Below are 18075 nucleotides of genomic sequence, written 5' to 3'. Positions count from 1 at the left end.
AGAGTCCATCGTCTACGCTTTATATGGAGCAGTACCGATTTGCCTCTTAAAGGGAAATCTTCAACGGTTATCTCAGGCAAGAAGCCTTTGGATTGCGCTAATTCTGATTGGTACTCCTTGGGCAGCAAGTTCTTTTCTTCTAGGTAAAAATGAACCTTACCTTCTGATGATTTATGGTCTACAATTTCAAAATAATCCATAACGCCTTCCGGTAACAAATACTGTGCTAATTTTATATCCAAGATCTAATCTGTTTTTGTCAAAGATAAAGTTTCTCCCCAAGTTTTACGTTTGATCCCAATAGATCTTGAAAACGAAGAAATAAAACAAGCTAGGGCATTTAAAAAAGGCTATCAACCACGGATTTTTACTAATGGCGATACAAGAAAACAACTTCTAGCAAGAAGCAGGTATCTACTTTACAAAGCACCATCTAAATGGACAGAAAATCAGTATCAAAGAAGCAAGATATTATTTAATGAATATCCAGATATTAAAATCGCTCACAACTTAACGCAAGAACTTCGAACTCTCTTTAATACAGCCAGTTCAATTAAAATAGCATACACAAAATTAGCACATTGGTATAATCAGGTAGAGAAATCTGGGTTTAAAGCCTTCAATACTATAGCTAACACAATACATATTAACTACAAATCAATTTTAAATTACTTCATAAATAGAAGCACAAATGCATCCGCAGAATCCTTTAACGCAAAAATTAAAGCCTTCAGAACACAATTTAGAGGTGTCAAAAATATAGAATTTTTCCTTTTTAGATTGACTACTATTTTTGCTTAAACACAACATTTAGGAATGATCCGTTTCTTTCCAGAAGCTATTGTGCGGGATTTTAGAATACGAGGCAATAATGTGTTTCTACACATAACGCGGCGTAGATGGATCAATCCTACTACGGGTAAAATAGTTATAAGAAACTGGCAATTAGTAGCAAAAGGAACTAGAATTACCAGCGATTTCGCTGATTTTTTAAAAGAACTCTATAAGTAATAATGCTAGTAGCACAGCAATAGTAGCTAAATTCTATGGTGTAAACCCTAGAAGTCTGCAAAGGCAGTACAAAGATTATTTAAGCGACTTCAATGCTTGGAGTCAAAAGTCACACGCAGAACAAAGGATGTTGTTTCCTAAAAACATCGGCTGCTACCTTTCTTTAGACTAGACCGCTTTTTCCAACGTTGATTTATATACCATTCTAACCAATAAAGATGCAAAAGGAAATAAAGGAGCGATAATAGCTATGGTAAAAGGAACTAAGGCAGATGTAGTTATAAAAATACTCCACAAGATGCCTCTAAAAGAAAGAAGGTTAAAGAAGTAACTTTGGATTTGGCGGCTAATATGTGGCTTATCGTAAAAAAAACATTCCCAAACGCCACTTTGGTTATAGACCGTTTCCATATCCAAAAACTAGCGTTAGATGCATTGCAAGAAATTAGAATCAAACACAGATGGGAAGCTCTTAACGCTGAAAATGATGACATAGAATAGACTAGAAATAAAGCATTAAAATGCAATCCTGAAGTTTTATCTAACGTTGATACAACAAAGCAACTATTGGCCAGAAGTAGATACTTACTGTATAAACCCAGTCGTAAATGGACTGAAAATCAATCAAAAAGATCAGAAGTTCTTTTTGAAAAGTGTCCCGATTTAGAAAAGGCATATAAGTTATGTCAAAATTTATCATGGATATTTAATCACACAAAAGATAAAACTTCGGCACTAGCACGTTTAGCTAAATGGGATGAGAAAGTAAGAAAGGCGTGATTTAAAAGCTTTAATACCATATCCAGAACCATGTCTATACACTACCAAAACATAATAAACTACTTTGACAACAGAAGCACAAATGCATCAGCAGAACCTTTCAATGCAAAAATAAAAGCGTTTAGAGTCCAATTTAGAGGAGTTAGAAACGTCAACTTTTACAACTGACTACTATTTCTGCTTAATCCTAAAATTCCACAAGTTTTATTCTTGAACCCAGATCGAAAGATCGAAGAGAAGAACGTAATTAATTGGTAGCATTAAGTGGCTCTCCTTAGTCTTGAGATAAATTCTTGAAATTAGATATTTAAGTTTTATAGGTTAGAATCTTTTAATAATTTGAAATATTTATAACTTAACTATTCAATTTTAAGTTGTAGTACAAGTTATTTTTTATGGAATAAGCTATCCATAATAGTGTTTAATCCTTTAAATGCAAAAATGATTGCAGCGATACACACCGCACCTCCAAGAATAAGTAAAGGGATATATAATGGCTTTTCTTGATTACTGAAGGCAACATATAAGATGGATGGGCCAATAAACATAAAGGCTATGGCTACAGCTATTTTTTTTACTCCTTTAACAAGGATATCTTTATTTGTTCTCTTTGTTTCCATTGGTATAGGCTTCAATTGATGCTCTTACATTCTTATAGTGTTCTAAAAGTGATTGAGCCTCTGTTCGTGAAATATTTAATTCGGACATTATCATTTTTATGCCACGGTCAACTAACTTATTATTACTAAGTTGCATATCGACCATTTTATTCCCCTTGACTTTTCCTAATTGTATCATTACGGTAGTAGTAATCATATTTAGGACTAACTTTTGGGCTGTTCCAGCTTTCATTCTTGAACTTCCTGTAACAAATTCAGGACCAACGATAACTTCGATAGGGAATTGAGCTGCTTGAGATAAGGGACTGTCTTTATTACAAGTAATGCAGCCTGTAGTAATTTTATGGTCATTACAGATTTTTAATGCGTGTATAACATAAGGTGTCGTTCCCGAGGCAGCTATACCGATAACAATATCATTTTCAGTAATGTTGTGTTTTTGCAAGTCTTTCCAGCCTTGGGTTTTAGAATCCTCGGCAAACTCTACAGCTTCTCTAATAGCGATATCACCGCCAGCTATTAAACCAATAACTAAGTCGTGTGGGACTCCAAATGTTGGAGGGCATTCTGAGGCATCTACAATACCTAACCTTCCGCTAGTTCCTGCACCTAGATAAAAAATGCGTCCCCCGTTTTTAAGTTTCAAAACGGCCTGATCAATTAAAGATTCAATTTGAGGTACTGCTTTTTCTACAGCTAACGGAACGGTTTTATCTTCTTTATTAATGCTAGTAAGAAGTTGTTGAACACTCATCTTTTCGAGATGATTATAGTTTGACTCTTTTTCGGTAGTTTTAATGAAATCCATAATTCAAAAATACACTATTTAGCTCAATTTTTTGATGTTTTGCGTTAGTGGTTGAGCAATTGTTGAAGCTCTCGCGATTGGTATCGGGAAGCGACTTGCGAAGACACGACCTGCCGGGTAACGCCCAAATTATTTTTAATGAATTAGTTAATAGACAAATGATGTCTAAAGTACAATCTAATTTTAGATTATATTACAGTGGGATGATGTAGTACGTTTTGCGCTAGAAATCCTTATGAAAAAATGGTATAAATCAATTTGAACTTGTAATGATTATTCGACGGTATAAATTAATTCGTTGGCCTGTGAAAGTCTGAAATATCCTAAAGGAAAATTATCTGGCTTGGTTACATTTATGCAGTTACCGCGTACGGTTGCTGGTTGTGTTTGGAATGGACCACCACCACTTTGGTTGCTTTGCTGTAAAAGAACAGTCATATAAACGAAAAACTGTTCTGATATTCCGTAATTACGAATTTTGAGTTGGTCTCCAGCTTTTAAATCTTCTTCTGAAAAAAAGGCAAATATTTGATTGCCATTAAAAAACTCATCTTCGTAGACTTCTAATGTTGGTATAATGGCGATATCTGTAATAAATTCGTAGAAATAGTAGTTTTCTTGATTTTCAGGATCTGTATAATAGGCTTTTATTTCTATATCTTCACCTGAGAATCCACTTTCATTTTTTTGTTCGATATAATCTATTGGCGTAACAGACGTTAATGTTTCGGTGGCGGTATAGTCTTCATTTTTATAAGTAATATTCAAGGTATATTCTGAATCTATAACAGGTATAAAAGTAGAATTTTTATAGATACCACTATTATTTTCCTCAGTAAAAAAGAATGTGTTATTTGCGGTATCTGTAATGGTTACAATGGCATTGTTTGCCGGCGGAATAGTAGTGTTAAAATAGGGTGCTGATTGAGTGAGTTTAACTTCTTGCACGTTCCCGGCGGTACCATTAAACCAATTAATAGAGGCTTCAATAACCAATTTGGGTTCGGCTTTAGGGACTTGGATATCTATAACATCTTCGCAAGAAAACGTGCTAATAAGAAGTACAAATAGGAGACTTAATTTTTTCATAATTTAAAACTTAAAATTGTAAGAAACAGATGGAATAATACCGAAAATGGCTAGGCGAGTGGCCTCGTTTGTTCCTGTAATTCTATTCTCTCCAAAGGAAATAGACGCGGCATTACGTCTATTATACAGGTTATAAATACCAAACACCCAGTTGCTTTGCCAACCTTCATTTTTATTCGGTTTTGGCGTGTAAGTTGCCGACAAATCTAAACGGTGGTAGCTAGGTAAGCGTGTAGAATTACGATCGCTATAATTAGGGATACTAATGCCATTGTAAACATATTGCCCGTTTGGATAAGTCGTTGGCTGGCCCGTTTGAAACAAAAAATTAGCATTTAATAACCATTTTTTGTTTATATCGTAGCTTGCTGTAATAGATATATCGTGGGTTTTATCGTAAGGCGTATTATACCAATTTCCATTATTTATTCCGGTTTCTATAGGTGTTCGGCCCTCTGTTTTTTGTTCGGATTTTGAAAGTGTGTAAGATAGCCAGCCTTTCAAGCGGCCCTCATTTTTTCTTAATAGAAGTTCTAATCCGTAGGCCCGGGATTTTCCATTTAAAATAACGCGTTCGATGGCGTCGTTTGCGATTAAATTGGTGCCGTCTATATAATCTATTCTATTTTTGATGTCTTTGTAATAGGTTTCTATTTCTAAAGAATAGGCGTCATCATAAAAATTCTTAAAATAACCAATAGCATATTGATCGAGTAATTGCGGTTTAATATATTTTCCGCTAGGCGCCCATACATCTAAAGGCGTAGGGGATGATGTGTTTGACAATAAGTGTAAATACTGACTCATTTTATTGTAGCTCGCTTTTACTGATGATGTGGCGTTAAGCTGATAAGCTAAAGCTATACGAGGCTCTATATTTGCAAAAGATTTTATAGTGTTACTTTGGTTAAATGATTCGGTGCCGATAGTTTTAGCTTGCTGGTAAATCTGGAAATTAGGATTAAAGACAACGGGGTTATCATTCTCATAGATGTTAAGTTCCTTTTGGCCTAACCTTAAAAACGAACTTAGTCGTACGCCATAGGACGCCGTTAATTTATTAGAGATTTTATGTTCAGCATCTACGTACACTGCATTTTCGAAAGCATATTTTTTTATTAAATCTTGAGCATTAATACCAGAAGTAGGGGTAGAAGGTTCTATCTCTCCAGGGTTAAAACTGTAATACATACTGTTTAATCCATATTGAAGTTTTAAAGAATTGCTTACATAATGTTTCAAATCGTATTTAAAATTCAGGTTTGATATGCCCGACTGCCAATCGAACTCCACAAAATTTAGGTTAAGACCATAATAATAATCAGAATAAATTAAAGACATATTACTGAATATTTTATCTGAAAATAGATGGTTCCATCTAAAATTTACAACGGTGTTACCATACGTGTTTTCGAAGCTATCGGAAATACTAAATACATCGCGACCAAAATATCCCGATAAATAAATGTTATTTTTACTATTTAATTTATAGCTTAACTTTGTGTTGAGATCGTAGAAATAAGCGATGTTATTTATATCGAAAATAGGAAGGAATAAATGGGCATAAGAACTTCTTCCTCCTAATAGGAAAGCGCCTTTTTCTTTTTTAAGAGGTCCTTCAACTAAGAGTCGGCTGGACACTAAACCCACACCACCATTAGCTTGAAAAGATTTGTTATTACCTTCTTTTTGATAAATATCTAGTACTGATGATACGCGACCGCCATAGCGCGCAGGAATTCCACCTTTATAGAGTTTTAAATCTTTAATGGCATCAGGATTAAAAACCGAGAAAAAACCGAATAAATGGGAAGAATTAAATATGGTAGCTTCGTCTAAAAGAATTAAATTCTGATCCGCAGAACCACCGCGAACATTAAATCCAGAGGCGCCCTCGCCGGCACTAGTAACGCCAGGAAGTAAGGTGATTGCTTTAATCACATCGGCCTCGCCTAGCACAACAGGAATTTGTTGAATGGTAGAAGAACTCAATGCATTGACACTCATTTGAGGGTTTTTTATGTTTAGTTTTTCAACATTCTCAGTAATAATGACTTCGTCTAGACTTTCTAAAGATTCGTTTAAAGTAAATGTTTGTGAAATGTTTTGGTCTAAGATAATGGTTTCGATACGTTGTTTATACCCCAAGTAACTTATAACAACTTCATACTCTCCTTTAGGCATTGTTATCGAGAAAAAGCCGTATTCGTTAGTTATAGTTCCAACTCTTTCATTAGGGAAAATGATATTTACGCCAATAAGGGTTTCGTTGCTATTTTCTTCTAAAACAGAACCGCTTAATGTAAATCTTTCTTGTGCATAAAGCTGAAAAGAGAAGCAAGTAAAGCAAAGAATAAGAAGTTTTTTTATCACGATTTAGGTTGTTTTTTATGAATACTAAAATAATGAAAAAGCCCTAAATTATTAAGCATTTCTAAATATTATTACCATTATTATGAAGAAATTAGTTTTAATATTATTTATCTATGTTTTGTAAAACACTAACAAATACAATGTTGGTTATAAAATGATTAAAACAAAAAAAGCACCCCAATGGGTGCTTTTTTAATATATGTAGTAAGTACTAACTAGTTTACATTACCAATAATAGTGTTTAACGTTGTGCTTGGTCGCATTGCGTTTACTATTAATTCTTCAGTTGGCATATAGTAGCCACCTAGGTCTACAGCGTGTCCTTGAATGTCGTTTAATTCGCTTACAATTTTAGATTCATTGGCTTTTAAATCTTTAGCTATTTTCTCAAACTGTGCTTTTAAATCGGCATCCGTAGTTTGTTTTGCTAAAGCTTCCGCCCAATACATCGCTAAGTAAAAATGGCTTCCACGATTATCTAATTCGCCAGTTTTACGGCTAGGTCCTTTTTTGTTGTCTAGTAACTTTTCAGTAGCATTATCTAAAGTATCTCCTAAAACTTTCGCTTTCGAGTTGTTGTTAACGTCACTAAAATGCTCTAAGGAAACAGCTAATGCTAAAAATTCACCTAATGAATCCCAACGTAAATGGTCTTCTTCTATAAATTGCTGAACGTGTTTTGGAGCAGATCCACCAGCACCCGTTTCAAACAATCCACCACCGCCCATTAACGGCACAATAGATAACATTTTTGCACTAGTACCTACTTCCAGAATAGGGAATAAATCGGTTAAGTAATCTCTTAATACATTTCCAGAAACCGAAATAGTATCTTCACCTTTCTTTAAACGTGCTAGTGTAAATTTAGTCGCTTCAATAGGTGATAAAATTCGAAGGTCTAAACCTGTTGTGTCGTGATCTTTTAAGTATGTAGTTACTTTTTTAATTAATTCGACATCGTGTGCTCTGTTTTCGTCTAACCAGAATACAGCAGGCGTTTTTGATGCTCTTGCACGGGTAACCGCAAGTTTTACCCAGTCTTGAATTGGTGCATCTTTAACTTGACACATTCTCCAAATATCGCCAGCTTCCACAGTATGCTCAATTAACGTTTTTCCTTCAACATCTATAACACGAACAACACCGTCTGTAGCTATTTCAAACGTTTTATCGTGAGAACCGTATTCTTCAGCTTTTTGTGCCATTAATCCAACATTAGGAACTGTTCCCATAGTTGTAGGATCGAAAGCACCGTGTTCTTTACAGAACTCGATAGTTGCGGTATAAACACCAGCGTAACTACTATCTGGAATTACGGCTTTTGTATCTTGAGCTTTTCCTTCGGCATTCCACATTTGTCCAGAGTTACGGATCATTGCTGGCATAGAGGCATCAATAATAATGTCACTTGGCACGTGTAAATTGGTAATACCTTTATCACTATTTACCATCGCTAAATCTGGACGAGCTTCGAATTCTGCATCGATATCTTTAAGAATAGCTTCTTTTTTATCTTGAGGTAACTCTTCTAGATTAGACATTAAATTTGCAAATCCATTGTTGACATCCACACCAATTTCTTCAAAAGTCTTGCCGTGTTTAGCGAACACATCTTTAAAGAACACACGTACAGCATGACCAAATATAATAGGGTCGCTAATTTTCATCATAGTTGCTTTCATGTGTAATGAAAACAGTACGTTTTTATCTTTAGCATCAATAATTTGCTCTTCTAAAAACGATAAAAGGGCTTTTTTACTTAATATGGTGGCATCAATAATTTCACCTTTTAATAAGGCTAAACCACTTTTTAAAACAGTAGCGTTTCCAGAGGCATCAGTATGCTCTATTTTAATAGTCGTTGGTGCGCTTAATGTTAACGACTTTTCGTTGTTCGCAAAATCTCCTGAACTCATTGTTGCTACGTGAGATTTTGAGTCTTTAGACCAAGCTCCCATAGAATGCGGATTATTTTTCGCATAATTTTTTACGGCTTTAGGAGCGCGACGGTCACTGTTTCCTTCTCTTAATATAGGATTTACGGCACTACCTTGAATTTTATCGTAACGTAATTTTATATTTTTTTCTTCTTCAGTTATTGCTTCTTCCGGGTAATTAGGAAGTGCAAAACCTTGAGATTGTAATTCTTTAATAGCCGCATTTAATTGCGGAGCAGAAGCGCTAACGTTTGGTAACTTTATAATATTAGCTTCAGGGTGCTTTACTAATTCTCCTAACATCGCCAAATCGTCGGATACACGTTGGTTATCTTTTAAAAAATCTGGAAACACAGCTAAAATTCTTGCTGCTAAAGAAATATCTTTGGTTTCGATGTTTATTCCTGAAGAGGCAACAAATGACTTTACTATAGGTAGAAAAGAACGAGTTGCTAAAGCGGGAGCTTCATCTGTTTTTGTGTAAATAATTTTTGGTGCTTGTGACATAATTTAGTGTATGCTTTGTTTTAACAATTAAGAGTTGCGAATATACGAAATTCTTATAGCTTTTTAAAGACTTAAACAAAGTGCTTTTTAGATTTAATAACCTTTTTATTTTATAAGATGAAAATTATAAAATTCTTAAAAATAGTGTGTTTTATTATATAATTACCACCTTATAATCAGTTAATAAACCCAATGCATTCACTTTAGAGAATTTTGCGCCCTTAATTTTGTTGTATCGGGGAGAAATACTCAAGTTTTTAGCAGATGAGAGGTCTGCCTTTTCTAAGTTTGTATTATTAAATAGCGCTTGATTTAAATCGCAATTAGCCAAAACGGCACCAGAGAGATCTGCGTTTGTAAAATCGGTTTTCTGTAAATTACAATCGGTGAACGCAGTGTTTTTTAATGATAAACCATAAAAAGAAGCCAAACTTAAATTACACGTTACAAAAGATAATTCTAGTAAAAACGGATTACTAGCGTTAAAGGGAGTGCCTAAAAGTTTACAATTATTAAAAGTAACGGATTTAAAAGCGGTGTTTTTAATTTTAGCCGAACTAAAATTACAATCTATAAACTCACAGTCTAAAAAGACAGTCGATGTTAAATACATAGCCGTAAAATCGCAATCTATAAATGTACAATTATCGTATTCTGCGTTTAGTAATTCTGCGGAAGAAAACGGCGTCCTTTTATAAGTGGCATCGGTAATATAGGGTGCATTCATTAAAATTTTATTTAAGTGCGTGGTAATAGTGAAACCCAAAAATACTCAATATATAGGCGATCGTAATACTAACAATTTAAATAAATAACAAAAGCCATAACACGATAGATTGAACTATAATTGTTATGGCTTTTTTTGAGAGAACGCATCGTGATCTATTTAGTTTTAACTAAAACAATCTAAAACTACTGTTTTACATTGGTTCGATTCAAGAGTTGTTAGCTCAATGATACATTGTGTAACTTTCAAAATGTATTGTTCTGTTACAAAAATGTACCCGTTAATTGTTTTTTAAACGCCTATGACTTCACCTCGTTTTAATATAGGTTGTATACGCGTTTTGCTAATTAGTACTTTAATCATTTTCGATCTATTTCCTAAGGCTAGCTCTGGTTTTAATATGCGGCGAATAGTTTAAAATACACACCATTAAAACACTGTAGTTTCTAAGTCTAAATATAAAATGAAATTACTTCGAAACTAAAAAAACAATTTAAACTTAATTTTTTGAGACATTGAGAAAGTAGAATGTTTTTACTTCAATATAAAAATGTGTTATTATAACTAAACTAAATCAATACATTTTTATATATAAAATACTGTATTATTAATTCTAAATATCTATAAAAATTAAGGTGTTAAAGAACGTAATGTTCGAATTTAATCGCACGTAGATTTTTTAAATCATTACCCAAATAAACGCGGGGTGGTCTTAAATTCTCTCACTAAGATACATTATAGTTTCCTGTATTCCTAAAGCTTTAACATTTTAGTTGTCAATGTGTTATAAACAGAGGTTATTAACAATTGTTAATAAAAGCAAAAGCCCTGTTTTATTTTAAAACAGGGCTTTACAACTATATAGGAACAAAAATTATTTTCTTCTTGCTTCTTTAATTCTAGCTTTCTTACCAGTAAGACCTCTAAAGTAAAAGATTCTAGCTCTACGAACTTGACCTTTTTTGTTGATTTCAATTTTCTGTAATGCCGGTAAGTTTACTGGGAAGATACGCTCTACACCAACTGTTCCAGATATTTTTCTAATTGTAAATGTTTCAGAAGAACCAGCGCCTCTTCTTTGTAATACGACACCTCTAAAGAACTGTGTACGTACTTTTTCACCTTCTCTAATTTCGTAATAAACTGTGATCGTGTCACCAGCTCCGAACTCAGGAAAGTCCTTTTTTGTTACAAACTCGTCTTGTACAAATTTTATTAAAGATTCCATCTTTATTTCTTTTTAATAATTATAAATTCAAATTAACATTCGCGTATCTCGCCAGAGGTTAACCCGAGATTGGGTGCAAAAATAACCATTATTTAGTAATTAGCAAGTTATTTCTTCATTTTTATGGTGTGACCTACTGCTCTTAAAAAGAGTGCAGTAGGTCAGGCTTTCACTACGCGCTTCCCAATGACTATCGGGAGCGCTTAAACACGCCGTTCAATCCTTAACACAAGCCTGCTTAGTATTTAACAGTAAAGTTTTAATCGCCATTGTTTTTTAACTGTATAGGAATCCAAATGGTCTCCTCTGTGTGGCTCTCTTTTTTATTGAGCGCTGTGTCTATAACATTAAAATGCGGTCGATTGGCTAAATCATAAATAGAATTCGGTAACTAGTCGTTAAATATGCGCTCCATATGTTCAGAAAACAACTCTACTAATCCGTTAAAGGTGAAAAGGCATATAGTCCGCGAGATAATTCTAATGATTTAAAGGCTTGTGGTTTTGTGTTACAGTTATACACTGCAATAGTAGCCCCTTTTGTAAATGTGTTTTCGGGCGTAAAATGAGAAAAATAGGCGCCGTCATAAATTAAAACCTCGTAAATAAGTGCATTTGTTTTTTTCGTAACGCGTTTTCTCTTGGGCATGAAAGCAGAGAAAAGGGTTTCAGTTTTATTTTCGATTAAAGACATTTCGCAAGAAAGAACAACCAATTGTTTTGTCTCAATAGTTTCAATTTTTGGGCGTAGCTTCATCTAAAATAAGAATAGCGTTAATCGTCTAATAAATCCGGTCGTCTATCTTTAGTACGCTGGTAAGCTTGTTCTTCTCTCCATTTTTCAATCTTGGGAAAATTTCCGCTAAATAACAATTCTGGAACCTTCCAGCCTTTATAATCTCTAGGTCGCGTATAAATTGGTGGTGCTAATAAATTATCTTGAAACGAATCGGTTAGGGCAGAAGTCTCGTTACCTAAAACACCAGGAATTAATCTAATAATAGCATCACAGAGTACAGCAGCACCCAATTCGCCACCAGACAATACATAATCGCCAATAGATATTTCGCGGGTTATAAATTGGTCGCGAACACGTTGGTCTACACCTTTATAATGGCCGCATAAAATAATAACATTTTCTTTTAACGATAAATGGTTCGCAATGCCTTGGTTTAACGTTACGCCATCGGGTGTCATAAATATAACCTCGTCGTAGTCGCGTTGCTCTTTTAATGCGGTAATGCATTTATCTATGGGCTCGATCATCATTACCATTCCAGCACCACCTCCAAACTGCGTGTCGTCTATAGACTTATAATTGTCGGAAGTATAATCGCGAAGATTATGAAAATGGACTTCTACTAAATCCGCATCGATCGCGCGTTTTAAAATGGAGGCATTAAAAGGGCTTTGTAATAATTCTGGTAAAACGGTAATTATGTCAATTCTCATACGTCAGCTTTAAGCTGCAAAGATAATTTAATTGTGTTATAAATAGAACTTGTTTTTGTCGTGTTTTTTATGAAATAATAACGTATTGAAAACATAAACTGTAGTTAAGAAGATTTAAATAAGCTATTTTTGCAGGCTAATTTTTATGGTTATGAAAAAAGCAAGAATCGCATTGGTTATAGGGATTTTTTGTATTTCAATTTTTCCGATTTTGGTTAAATTAAATTTAACGCCCGGAGTTATCTCGGCATTCTACAGGATGGCGATTGCCTCTGCCATTATATTGCCTTACGCGTTAATTACAAAAAAAATTAAAATCAAATCGAAACGGCTTTTAGTATTAGCTATAATCTGTGGTGTTGTTTTTGGACTGGATGTTGCCGTTTGGAATGTTGCCATTCAAGAGTCTACTGCCACACAAGCGACATTATTAACTAATTTATCGCCCGTTTGGGTTGGTATCGGTGCGCTTTTCTTTTTAAAGGATAAGCCCACTAAAAATTTCTGGATTGGAACCGTTATCGCTATTGGCGGAATGGTTTTATTAGTGGGTTTAAAAACCTTTGTAAACCTAGATTTTAACCTAGCGTTTTGTTTTGCTATACTGTCTGGAATGTTATATGCCGTCTATATGTTAGTAAGTAAAGATGTTTTAACAGAGTTAGATGTGGTTACTTTTATGTCTATTACTTTACTGTCGTCTACTCTTTCTTTAGGAATTATAAGTTGGGCGATTGGCGAACCCTTTTCAGGTTTTAGTAATGCCGGTTGGTATGTGTTGGTTATTCAAGGTGTTGTTTGCCAGTTGTTAGCGTGGTTGCTTATTAGTTTCGCTACTAAACATATGAGAGCGACTCGTGTGTCGGTAAGTTTGTTAGGGCAGGCAGTATTGGCTTCTATTTTGGCGTGGTACTTTCTTGATGAAGCTATTTCACTACAAATGGTAATTGGTGGTTTTGTATTACTGTTTGGTATTCGGGTTACGTTTTACACCAAAAAAATAGGAATAACCCTAAAATAGACTTTAAGGGTAAGATGGTAAAGTTATAATTTCAACTACTTTATAAAAAAAAAGCCAAGCTATTTTTAAAATAACTTGGCTTTTATGTTTAAATAAGGATGAAGATTATGCTTCTACCTCACTTTTTTTAATTTTTCTAAATGGGAAAGAATTAAAAACACTTCGTTTTCCAAAACGAGATTGTTTGTCACTTTGAGAGAATTTAATGTAAAGTGCTTTATTAACACCAAAATACTCGTAAGTATTTCCGTCAAGAAAAGTCACTTCAAGCAATAACCCTTTATGTTTCCAATCCATAATAGGACTAGAAATAGTGGTCGTATATTCTTCTTTGTTGGCCGCGATAGTTTCTGGTGCCATACTTACCAAGAAATGATAACCATCAATAATTTTACGGCTCATTTGCTCAGCTTCAATCGCTTTGTCGTCTCCCTGCTGAAACTTATCAGGATGCCATTCTTTAACTAAACTTCTGTAAGAGGTCTTTAAACTTTTTAAAGTCATCTCACTCTCAGCGTTAAATAATTTTTTGTACTCGTTAATACGTTTCATAAAAAAGGGTTTTCTAAATAAGGCGCAAAGGTACTATATTTATTTTGTTTTGATTATTAGAAAGTTAAAAAAGTTTTCTGCTTATTTCTCAACACGCAAGATAAGTCTATAAAGGTAGTGTTAGCTTCTTAAACAAGCTTTAAAGGTTTATATATTGAAAAATAAAAAACATCGGATTGGCTAATAATAAAGTTATAAATAATGCCATTACTCGTAAGCTTCGCCCTTTATAGTCTTCTCAATCTATTTTTGTTTCTTCGGTATCTGTGCTTTTTTTGCTAAATGTCGTAGTGTTAACCTTTACAAATCGGCGATATAATTAAGCTAAAAGCGGTGTGCTACGTAGTATAAGGTAGTTTTATACTTACATTAAAGATGAAAATAGACTTAGAATACGCTCGTACAGCGTAACATATAATGGTCTTTTGTTCCATTCTTCAATCTTTATTTTATCAGCGGTTTCTAAATCTTTATAAAAGTTATGTTTTAATTCTTGAGCGATTTTTGTGTCGTAAACGATTGCATTTACCTCAAAATTTAAATCAAAACTTCTATTATCTAAATTCGCGGTTCCTACAAATGATACATAATTATCACATACCATTGTTTTAGCATGCACAAAGCCTTTATTGTATTTGTAAATAGCGACACCGGCCTCTAATAATTCTTGATAATAGGAATTGCACGTGGCGTTAATTATAAATGAATCTGAAACACTTGGTACCAAAATCTTGATTTTTATACCGCTTAGAGCTGCTATTTTAATGGCGTCCAAATAGGATTTTTCTGGAATAAAATAGGGTGTTGTTAGCAGTATTTCTTCTTTCGCTAATCCAATCGCTTGAATTAATGTATACATTATATTTGGATAGTCTGACGATGGCCCGCTAGCAATAATCTGTGTTAGTTGATTACCGTAAACAGTTTCGATGGTATCTTCCAATGGGAAAAAACGGAATGAAAATGCTATATTTTGTTCGGCACAAAAATTCCAATCGGTAAGGAAAATATATTGTAAATTAAGAACGGCTTTACCGGTTATTTTTAGGTGAGTATCGCGCCAAAATAAAGCGCTAGAATCAGAATTTATATATTTATCTGAAACGTTTATGCCGCCAACAAACCCAACAGAACCATCAACTACTATAATTTTACGGTGATTACGGTAATTAATTCTATTGGCTAATTGTATAAAATTAATTTTATAAAATGGTACGGCTTCAACACCGGCTTGTTTCAGTTTTTCGATGAATAACTTTCTAATAGAATGACTTCCAAAATCATCATAAATAAAACGCACTGTTACACCTTCTTGCGCTTTCCTAATCAAAATATCACCAATCGCATTTCCTATCTTGTCATCGACAAAAATGTAATATTCAATATGAATATGATCTTTGGCGGCTTCTAAACTTTTTATAACTTCAGGAAACTTATGCTCTCCGTTAATTAATAATTCTACGGCATTGTTATCTGATACAAAATGGGTTTCTCGTCTGTAATTCGCTAAAGGAAAAAAATGGCCAATGGCCGACTTATGAGCTTGAAGAATTTCTTCGGCTTTTCTAGCGACATTCTCTTTCAATTCATCGTAAGAGCTACTGTCGAATTCTAATTTTTTAAGGTAAAGCTTCTTTTTACGATAATTATCACCAAAGGAGAAATAGAAAAACATCCCAAAAACAGGAAAAATAATAACGACAAAGAGATACGCGGCCGTTTTACTTGCCAAATTGGTATTATAAATAACACGAATGCAAACGGCGAACACTATAATTAAGTAGACGATGTAAAAATAAATAGAATTCAAAATCGTGTGTTTAGAAGGTTTAAAGTAACCATTTTTATTTCTATTAAAACAAGCGTGGCAACCTATGTCAATATTATTTTTTTATCACTTTTTTTGAGTGGTGTGAGCCATCCGCTATAATATTTAGAAAATAAATACCGTTTTGCACTCTTGATATATCAAGTTTTATAGCATTAGTACTCTTCCAAGTGTTTTCTGAGACCAGTTTTCCTGTCATATCAATGAGTTGTACACAGATTGTCTTGTATGTTTTAATACTTGACATATTTATGTAGTGAGTTGCAGGATTTGGAGATAACGAAAAAAAGTCTCTTTTAAAATAAACGGTACTTAAGCTAATATCGATATTAAAATCTTTAGTTACTGTATTTGCTTTGCCGCATTTTGTCACCGTTAACGATACCGTATACGCACCAGATTCTGTATAATTGTGAACGGGACTTGTTTCTGTAGAGGTATTACCGTCTCCAAAATCCCAGAATATGGTGTCGGCAGTGTCACTTGTGTTTGTAAAATCAATAGCCCCGTCTGTAACAACTTCCGTAAAACTAGCTGTTGCTGGAGGCCCCGTAAAATCCCAATTAGAAAGCGCATTAAAAACGACCGTTTGTGTGGCTAATTTTATAGTATTCGCGGCCGTTTCTGGCAACGTTGAATTCCAAGGCATTAAAGTAGGATCTTTTTTATAAATAAGAGTATAAAAGGTACAAGCAGCGGCATACGATCCGGCTAACGATGGATGAGAACCATCACCGGCATACAAATTAATACTAGGATAATTAGTTCTAATATAACGCCAAACAGCACCAACGGGTGCAACTTTAGCTGTATTAGTATCTGCCATAAATGTGTAAGACGATTGTATAACGTCGTTCATACTTTCGTAAGTACAAACCCACGGTAAATTATTACAATTATTGGCATCCCCATTTTCGCGACCCCAAGTCATATAAAACAAAGGTTGCGCACACTCGTTATTTTCTCGAATAGCATTACTAAGCGTTATGGCGTGCGGAAAAACTTCAGATTCCATTTGCGATTGTGGCAAAGACGTTTCCTGACTTTGCGCTTGTAAGGTCACATAATCCCATTGTTCGGCATTAATTTTATTTAAAGTAGTGGTATTGGTAACGTGATTTAAAAACCGGTAGCCACCAGGCGTATTCGAATCGTAAATTAAAATATCGCCCGTGCTTGTAGCCATATTTTGTACAAGCAATGGTAAGTTGTTTGCAGCCGTATAACTATTACCAAGAAATAGTACTTTTTTAGTAGTCTGACTGTACGAGATTACCGAAAAGGCTGGAAAATAAAGAAAAAATAGAAGTTGTTTCATTACTGTTAAAATGTTCGTTATATGGTGAAATGTAATGATTAAAAAGACTAAGTTTTCAATATAAAAAATTAAAAACGGAAAGGATCATCTTCAATACACATATCTCAATTGAATAGGAACTAAAAAGAAGGACGTTCTCGACTAAGCATTTTTATAAAGAGCTAATCCTTCTTCAATTTGTAAGGTTGCTAAATCTATACTATTAAAATGGTCGTTGTTGCAATGTAAAACGGATAATTCTGTACACGCTAAAATTACCGGAGCTTTCGAACTGTACTTTTTTAAAAGCGTGTAATAAGTGTTTGTCTCTGTTTCAGTTTCGGTGCTTGCGTACACACTTTGTCTAAACTGATCTATAAACACCATATCTTCCACGGAAGGGGATTGAATCTGGATACCCTCCGCAGCAAAATACTCTATAAAATAAGGCGAAGTCATTGTATACCGTGTTCCAAAAACGACGGCTGATGCTTCCTTTTTCAGTTTCAAAATCTTCGCACTTAAAGACAGCGGGTGCAATACCTTTAGAGGAGTGGCTAAACGATCGATAGTTTCATGAATGGTAATATTTGGAATTAATAAATGGGTAATAGGGAGTTTTTCTAATGTAGTGATTACCTCTGAAACCGTTGGTAATAGCGTATCAAAATCGTTTGGTAAATACGGGTTTATGGTGTTAAAATCAACGTTAACTAATATAAAAGGAAACGTGCTATACCCTTTTTTTTGACTCTGAAACGCCGTGTTTAAGGCATTTATATAAAATAACGTACTTCGGTTTCCTAAACCTAAAATGCCTAAAGCTTCACCCTTTTCGTTCATTTG

General features: G+C 34.2%; 17 protein-coding genes and 1 pseudogene. 4 read left to right on the top strand and 14 right to left on the bottom strand.

The genetic code is table 11. The annotated features are described in order from the left end of the window. Positions 1 to 242 (bottom strand): ISAon1 family transposase N-terminal region protein (locus tag ES677_RS10860; RefSeq protein ID WP_148381252.1); only part of this gene is annotated, 242 nt, incomplete at its 3' end. Between the two features lie 49 nt (positions 243 to 291). On the opposite strand from ES677_RS10860, the gene ES677_RS10855 reads away from it, so the two are divergent. The 3 genes and pseudogenes from ES677_RS10855 (at position 292) to ES677_RS15670 (ending at position 1959) form a co-directional block, all read left to right on the top strand. Beyond that, on the top strand, positions 292 to 801 hold the full coding sequence (locus ES677_RS10855) for a transposase (RefSeq protein WP_246124500.1): 510 nt from the start codon (positions 292 to 294) through the stop codon (positions 799 to 801). A 15-nt stretch (positions 802 to 816) separates the two neighbouring features. Beyond that, positions 817 to 1011 (top strand): ISAon1 family transposase N-terminal region protein, encoded by a 195-nt coding sequence (locus ES677_RS15955; protein ID WP_449374893.1) that lies wholly within the window; start codon positions 817 to 819, stop codon positions 1009 to 1011. A gap of 351 nt (positions 1012 to 1362) precedes the next feature. Next, positions 1363 to 1959 (top strand): annotated as a pseudogene (locus ES677_RS15670) (ISAon1 family transposase). A 218-nt stretch (positions 1960 to 2177) separates the two neighbouring features. On the opposite strand, the gene ES677_RS10845 reads toward ES677_RS15670, so the two are convergent. The 9 genes from ES677_RS10845 to trmD all read right to left on the bottom strand — a co-directional run bounded on the left by ES677_RS10845 (position 2178) and on the right by trmD (position 12531). Then, positions 2178 to 2411, bottom strand: coding sequence for a DUF6095 family protein (locus ES677_RS10845; RefSeq protein WP_148370655.1), 234 nt, complete (start codon positions 2409 to 2411; stop codon positions 2178 to 2180). After that, positions 2389 to 3219: an N-acetylmuramic acid 6-phosphate etherase gene (murQ, locus tag ES677_RS10840; protein ID WP_148381251.1), complete on the bottom strand. Its 831-nt coding sequence runs from the start codon at positions 3217 to 3219 to the stop codon at positions 2389 to 2391. The genes ES677_RS10845 and murQ overlap by 23 nt, the downstream gene beginning before the upstream one ends. A 273-nt stretch (positions 3220 to 3492) precedes the next feature. Then, a complete protein-coding gene (locus tag ES677_RS10835; RefSeq protein ID WP_148381250.1) occupies positions 3493 to 4308 on the bottom strand; it encodes a DUF4249 domain-containing protein in 816 nt (271 codons plus the stop codon). A gap of 3 nt (positions 4309 to 4311) precedes the next feature. Continuing rightward, positions 4312 to 6678 carry a TonB-dependent receptor gene (locus ES677_RS10830; protein ID WP_394349296.1) on the bottom strand — a complete coding sequence of 789 codons (2367 nt, stop codon included), beginning with the start codon at positions 6676 to 6678 and terminating at the stop codon, positions 4312 to 4314. 218 nt (positions 6679 to 6896) lie between these two features. After that, complete coding sequence (locus ES677_RS10825) at positions 6897 to 9125, bottom strand: NADP-dependent isocitrate dehydrogenase (protein WP_148370659.1); 2229 nt, start codon at positions 9123 to 9125, stop codon at positions 6897 to 6899. Positions 9126 to 9279: 154 nt separating this feature from the next. Then, complete coding sequence (locus ES677_RS10820; RefSeq protein ID WP_148381248.1) at positions 9280 to 9852, bottom strand: pentapeptide repeat-containing protein; 573 nt, start codon at positions 9850 to 9852, stop codon at positions 9280 to 9282. An 874-nt stretch (positions 9853 to 10726) separates the two neighbouring features. Further along, the gene (rplS, locus tag ES677_RS10815; RefSeq protein WP_148370661.1) at positions 10727 to 11080 is read right to left on the bottom strand and encodes a 50S ribosomal protein L19; all 354 of its coding nucleotides are present in this window, start codon (positions 11078 to 11080) and stop codon (positions 10727 to 10729) included. A gap of 435 nt (positions 11081 to 11515) precedes the next feature. Beyond that, on the bottom strand, positions 11516 to 11836 hold the full coding sequence (locus tag ES677_RS10810) for a hypothetical protein (RefSeq protein ID WP_148381247.1): 321 nt from the start codon (positions 11834 to 11836) through the stop codon (positions 11516 to 11518). Between the two features lie 17 nt (positions 11837 to 11853). Continuing rightward, a complete protein-coding gene (trmD, locus tag ES677_RS10805) occupies positions 11854 to 12531 on the bottom strand; it encodes a tRNA (guanosine(37)-N1)-methyltransferase TrmD (protein WP_148381246.1) in 678 nt (225 codons plus the stop codon). Between the two features lie 151 nt (positions 12532 to 12682). Between trmD and ES677_RS10800 the strand changes: the two genes are divergently transcribed. Then, the gene (locus ES677_RS10800; protein ID WP_148381245.1) at positions 12683 to 13552 is read left to right on the top strand and encodes a DMT family transporter; all 870 of its coding nucleotides are present in this window, start codon (positions 12683 to 12685) and stop codon (positions 13550 to 13552) included. Positions 13553 to 13657: 105 nt separating this feature from the next. On the opposite strand, the gene ES677_RS10795 is transcribed toward ES677_RS10800, so the two are convergent. The 4 genes from ES677_RS10795 to ES677_RS10780 all read right to left on the bottom strand — a co-directional run bounded on the left by ES677_RS10795 (position 13658) and on the right by ES677_RS10780 (position 18072). Next, positions 13658 to 14104: a KTSC domain-containing protein gene (locus tag ES677_RS10795; RefSeq protein ID WP_148370664.1), complete on the bottom strand. Its 447-nt coding sequence runs from the start codon at positions 14102 to 14104 to the stop codon at positions 13658 to 13660. 364 nt (positions 14105 to 14468) lie between these two features. Continuing rightward, positions 14469 to 15914 carry a cardiolipin synthase gene (gene cls / locus ES677_RS10790; protein WP_148381244.1) on the bottom strand — a complete coding sequence of 482 codons (1446 nt, stop codon included), beginning with the start codon at positions 15912 to 15914 and terminating at the stop codon, positions 14469 to 14471. A gap of 73 nt (positions 15915 to 15987) precedes the next feature. After that, on the bottom strand, positions 15988 to 17250 hold the full coding sequence (locus ES677_RS10785) for a PKD domain-containing protein (RefSeq protein ID WP_148381243.1): 1263 nt from the start codon (positions 17248 to 17250) through the stop codon (positions 15988 to 15990). A 141-nt stretch (positions 17251 to 17391) separates the two neighbouring features. Continuing rightward, complete coding sequence (locus ES677_RS10780) at positions 17392 to 18072, bottom strand: aspartate/glutamate racemase family protein (protein ID WP_148370667.1); 681 nt, start codon at positions 18070 to 18072, stop codon at positions 17392 to 17394. Positions 18073 to 18075 lie beyond the last annotated feature (3 nt).

This window comes from Bizionia gelidisalsuginis, assembly GCF_008086185.1.
Classification (GTDB): domain Bacteria; phylum Bacteroidota; class Bacteroidia; order Flavobacteriales; family Flavobacteriaceae; genus Bizionia; species Bizionia saleffrena.
Note: the sequence above shows the minus strand (reverse complement) of the source record. Positions and strands in the feature narration are given on the sequence as shown.

What these genes read in the sequence shown, in the direction of transcription:
- ES677_RS10820 (WP_148381248.1), bottom strand. Translation starts at nt 9,852, where the DNA reads ATGAATGCACCCTATATTACCGATGCCACTTATAAAAGGACGCCGTTT.
- ES677_RS10845 (WP_148370655.1), bottom strand. Translation starts at nt 2,411, where the DNA reads ATGGAAACAAAGAGAACAAATAAAGATATCCTTGTTAAAGGAGTAAAA.
- ES677_RS10835 (WP_148381250.1), bottom strand. Translation starts at nt 4,308, where the DNA reads ATGAAAAAATTAAGTCTCCTATTTGTACTTCTTATTAGCACGTTTTCT.
- trmD (WP_148381246.1), bottom strand. Translation starts at nt 12,531, where the DNA reads ATGAGAATTGACATAATTACCGTTTTACCAGAATTATTACAAAGCCCT.
- ES677_RS10825 (WP_148370659.1), bottom strand. Translation starts at nt 9,125, where the DNA reads ATGTCACAAGCACCAAAAATTATTTACACAAAAACAGATGAAGCTCCC.
- ES677_RS10795 (WP_148370664.1), bottom strand. Translation starts at nt 14,104, where the DNA reads ATGAAACGTATTAACGAGTACAAAAAATTATTTAACGCTGAGAGTGAG.
- murQ (WP_148381251.1), bottom strand. Translation starts at nt 3,219, where the DNA reads ATGGATTTCATTAAAACTACCGAAAAAGAGTCAAACTATAATCATCTC.
- ES677_RS10810 (WP_148381247.1), bottom strand. Translation starts at nt 11,836, where the DNA reads ATGAAGCTACGCCCAAAAATTGAAACTATTGAGACAAAACAATTGGTT.
- ES677_RS10780 (WP_148370667.1), bottom strand. Translation starts at nt 18,072, where the DNA reads ATGAACGAAAAGGGTGAAGCTTTAGGCATTTTAGGTTTAGGAAACCGA.
- ES677_RS10785 (WP_148381243.1), bottom strand. Translation starts at nt 17,250, where the DNA reads ATGAAACAACTTCTATTTTTTCTTTATTTTCCAGCCTTTTCGGTAATC.
- ES677_RS10800 (WP_148381245.1), top strand. Translation starts at nt 12,683, where the DNA reads ATGAAAAAAGCAAGAATCGCATTGGTTATAGGGATTTTTTGTATTTCA.
- rplS (WP_148370661.1), bottom strand. Translation starts at nt 11,080, where the DNA reads ATGGAATCTTTAATAAAATTTGTACAAGACGAGTTTGTAACAAAAAAG.
- ES677_RS15955 (WP_449374893.1), top strand. Translation starts at nt 817, where the DNA reads ATGATCCGTTTCTTTCCAGAAGCTATTGTGCGGGATTTTAGAATACGA.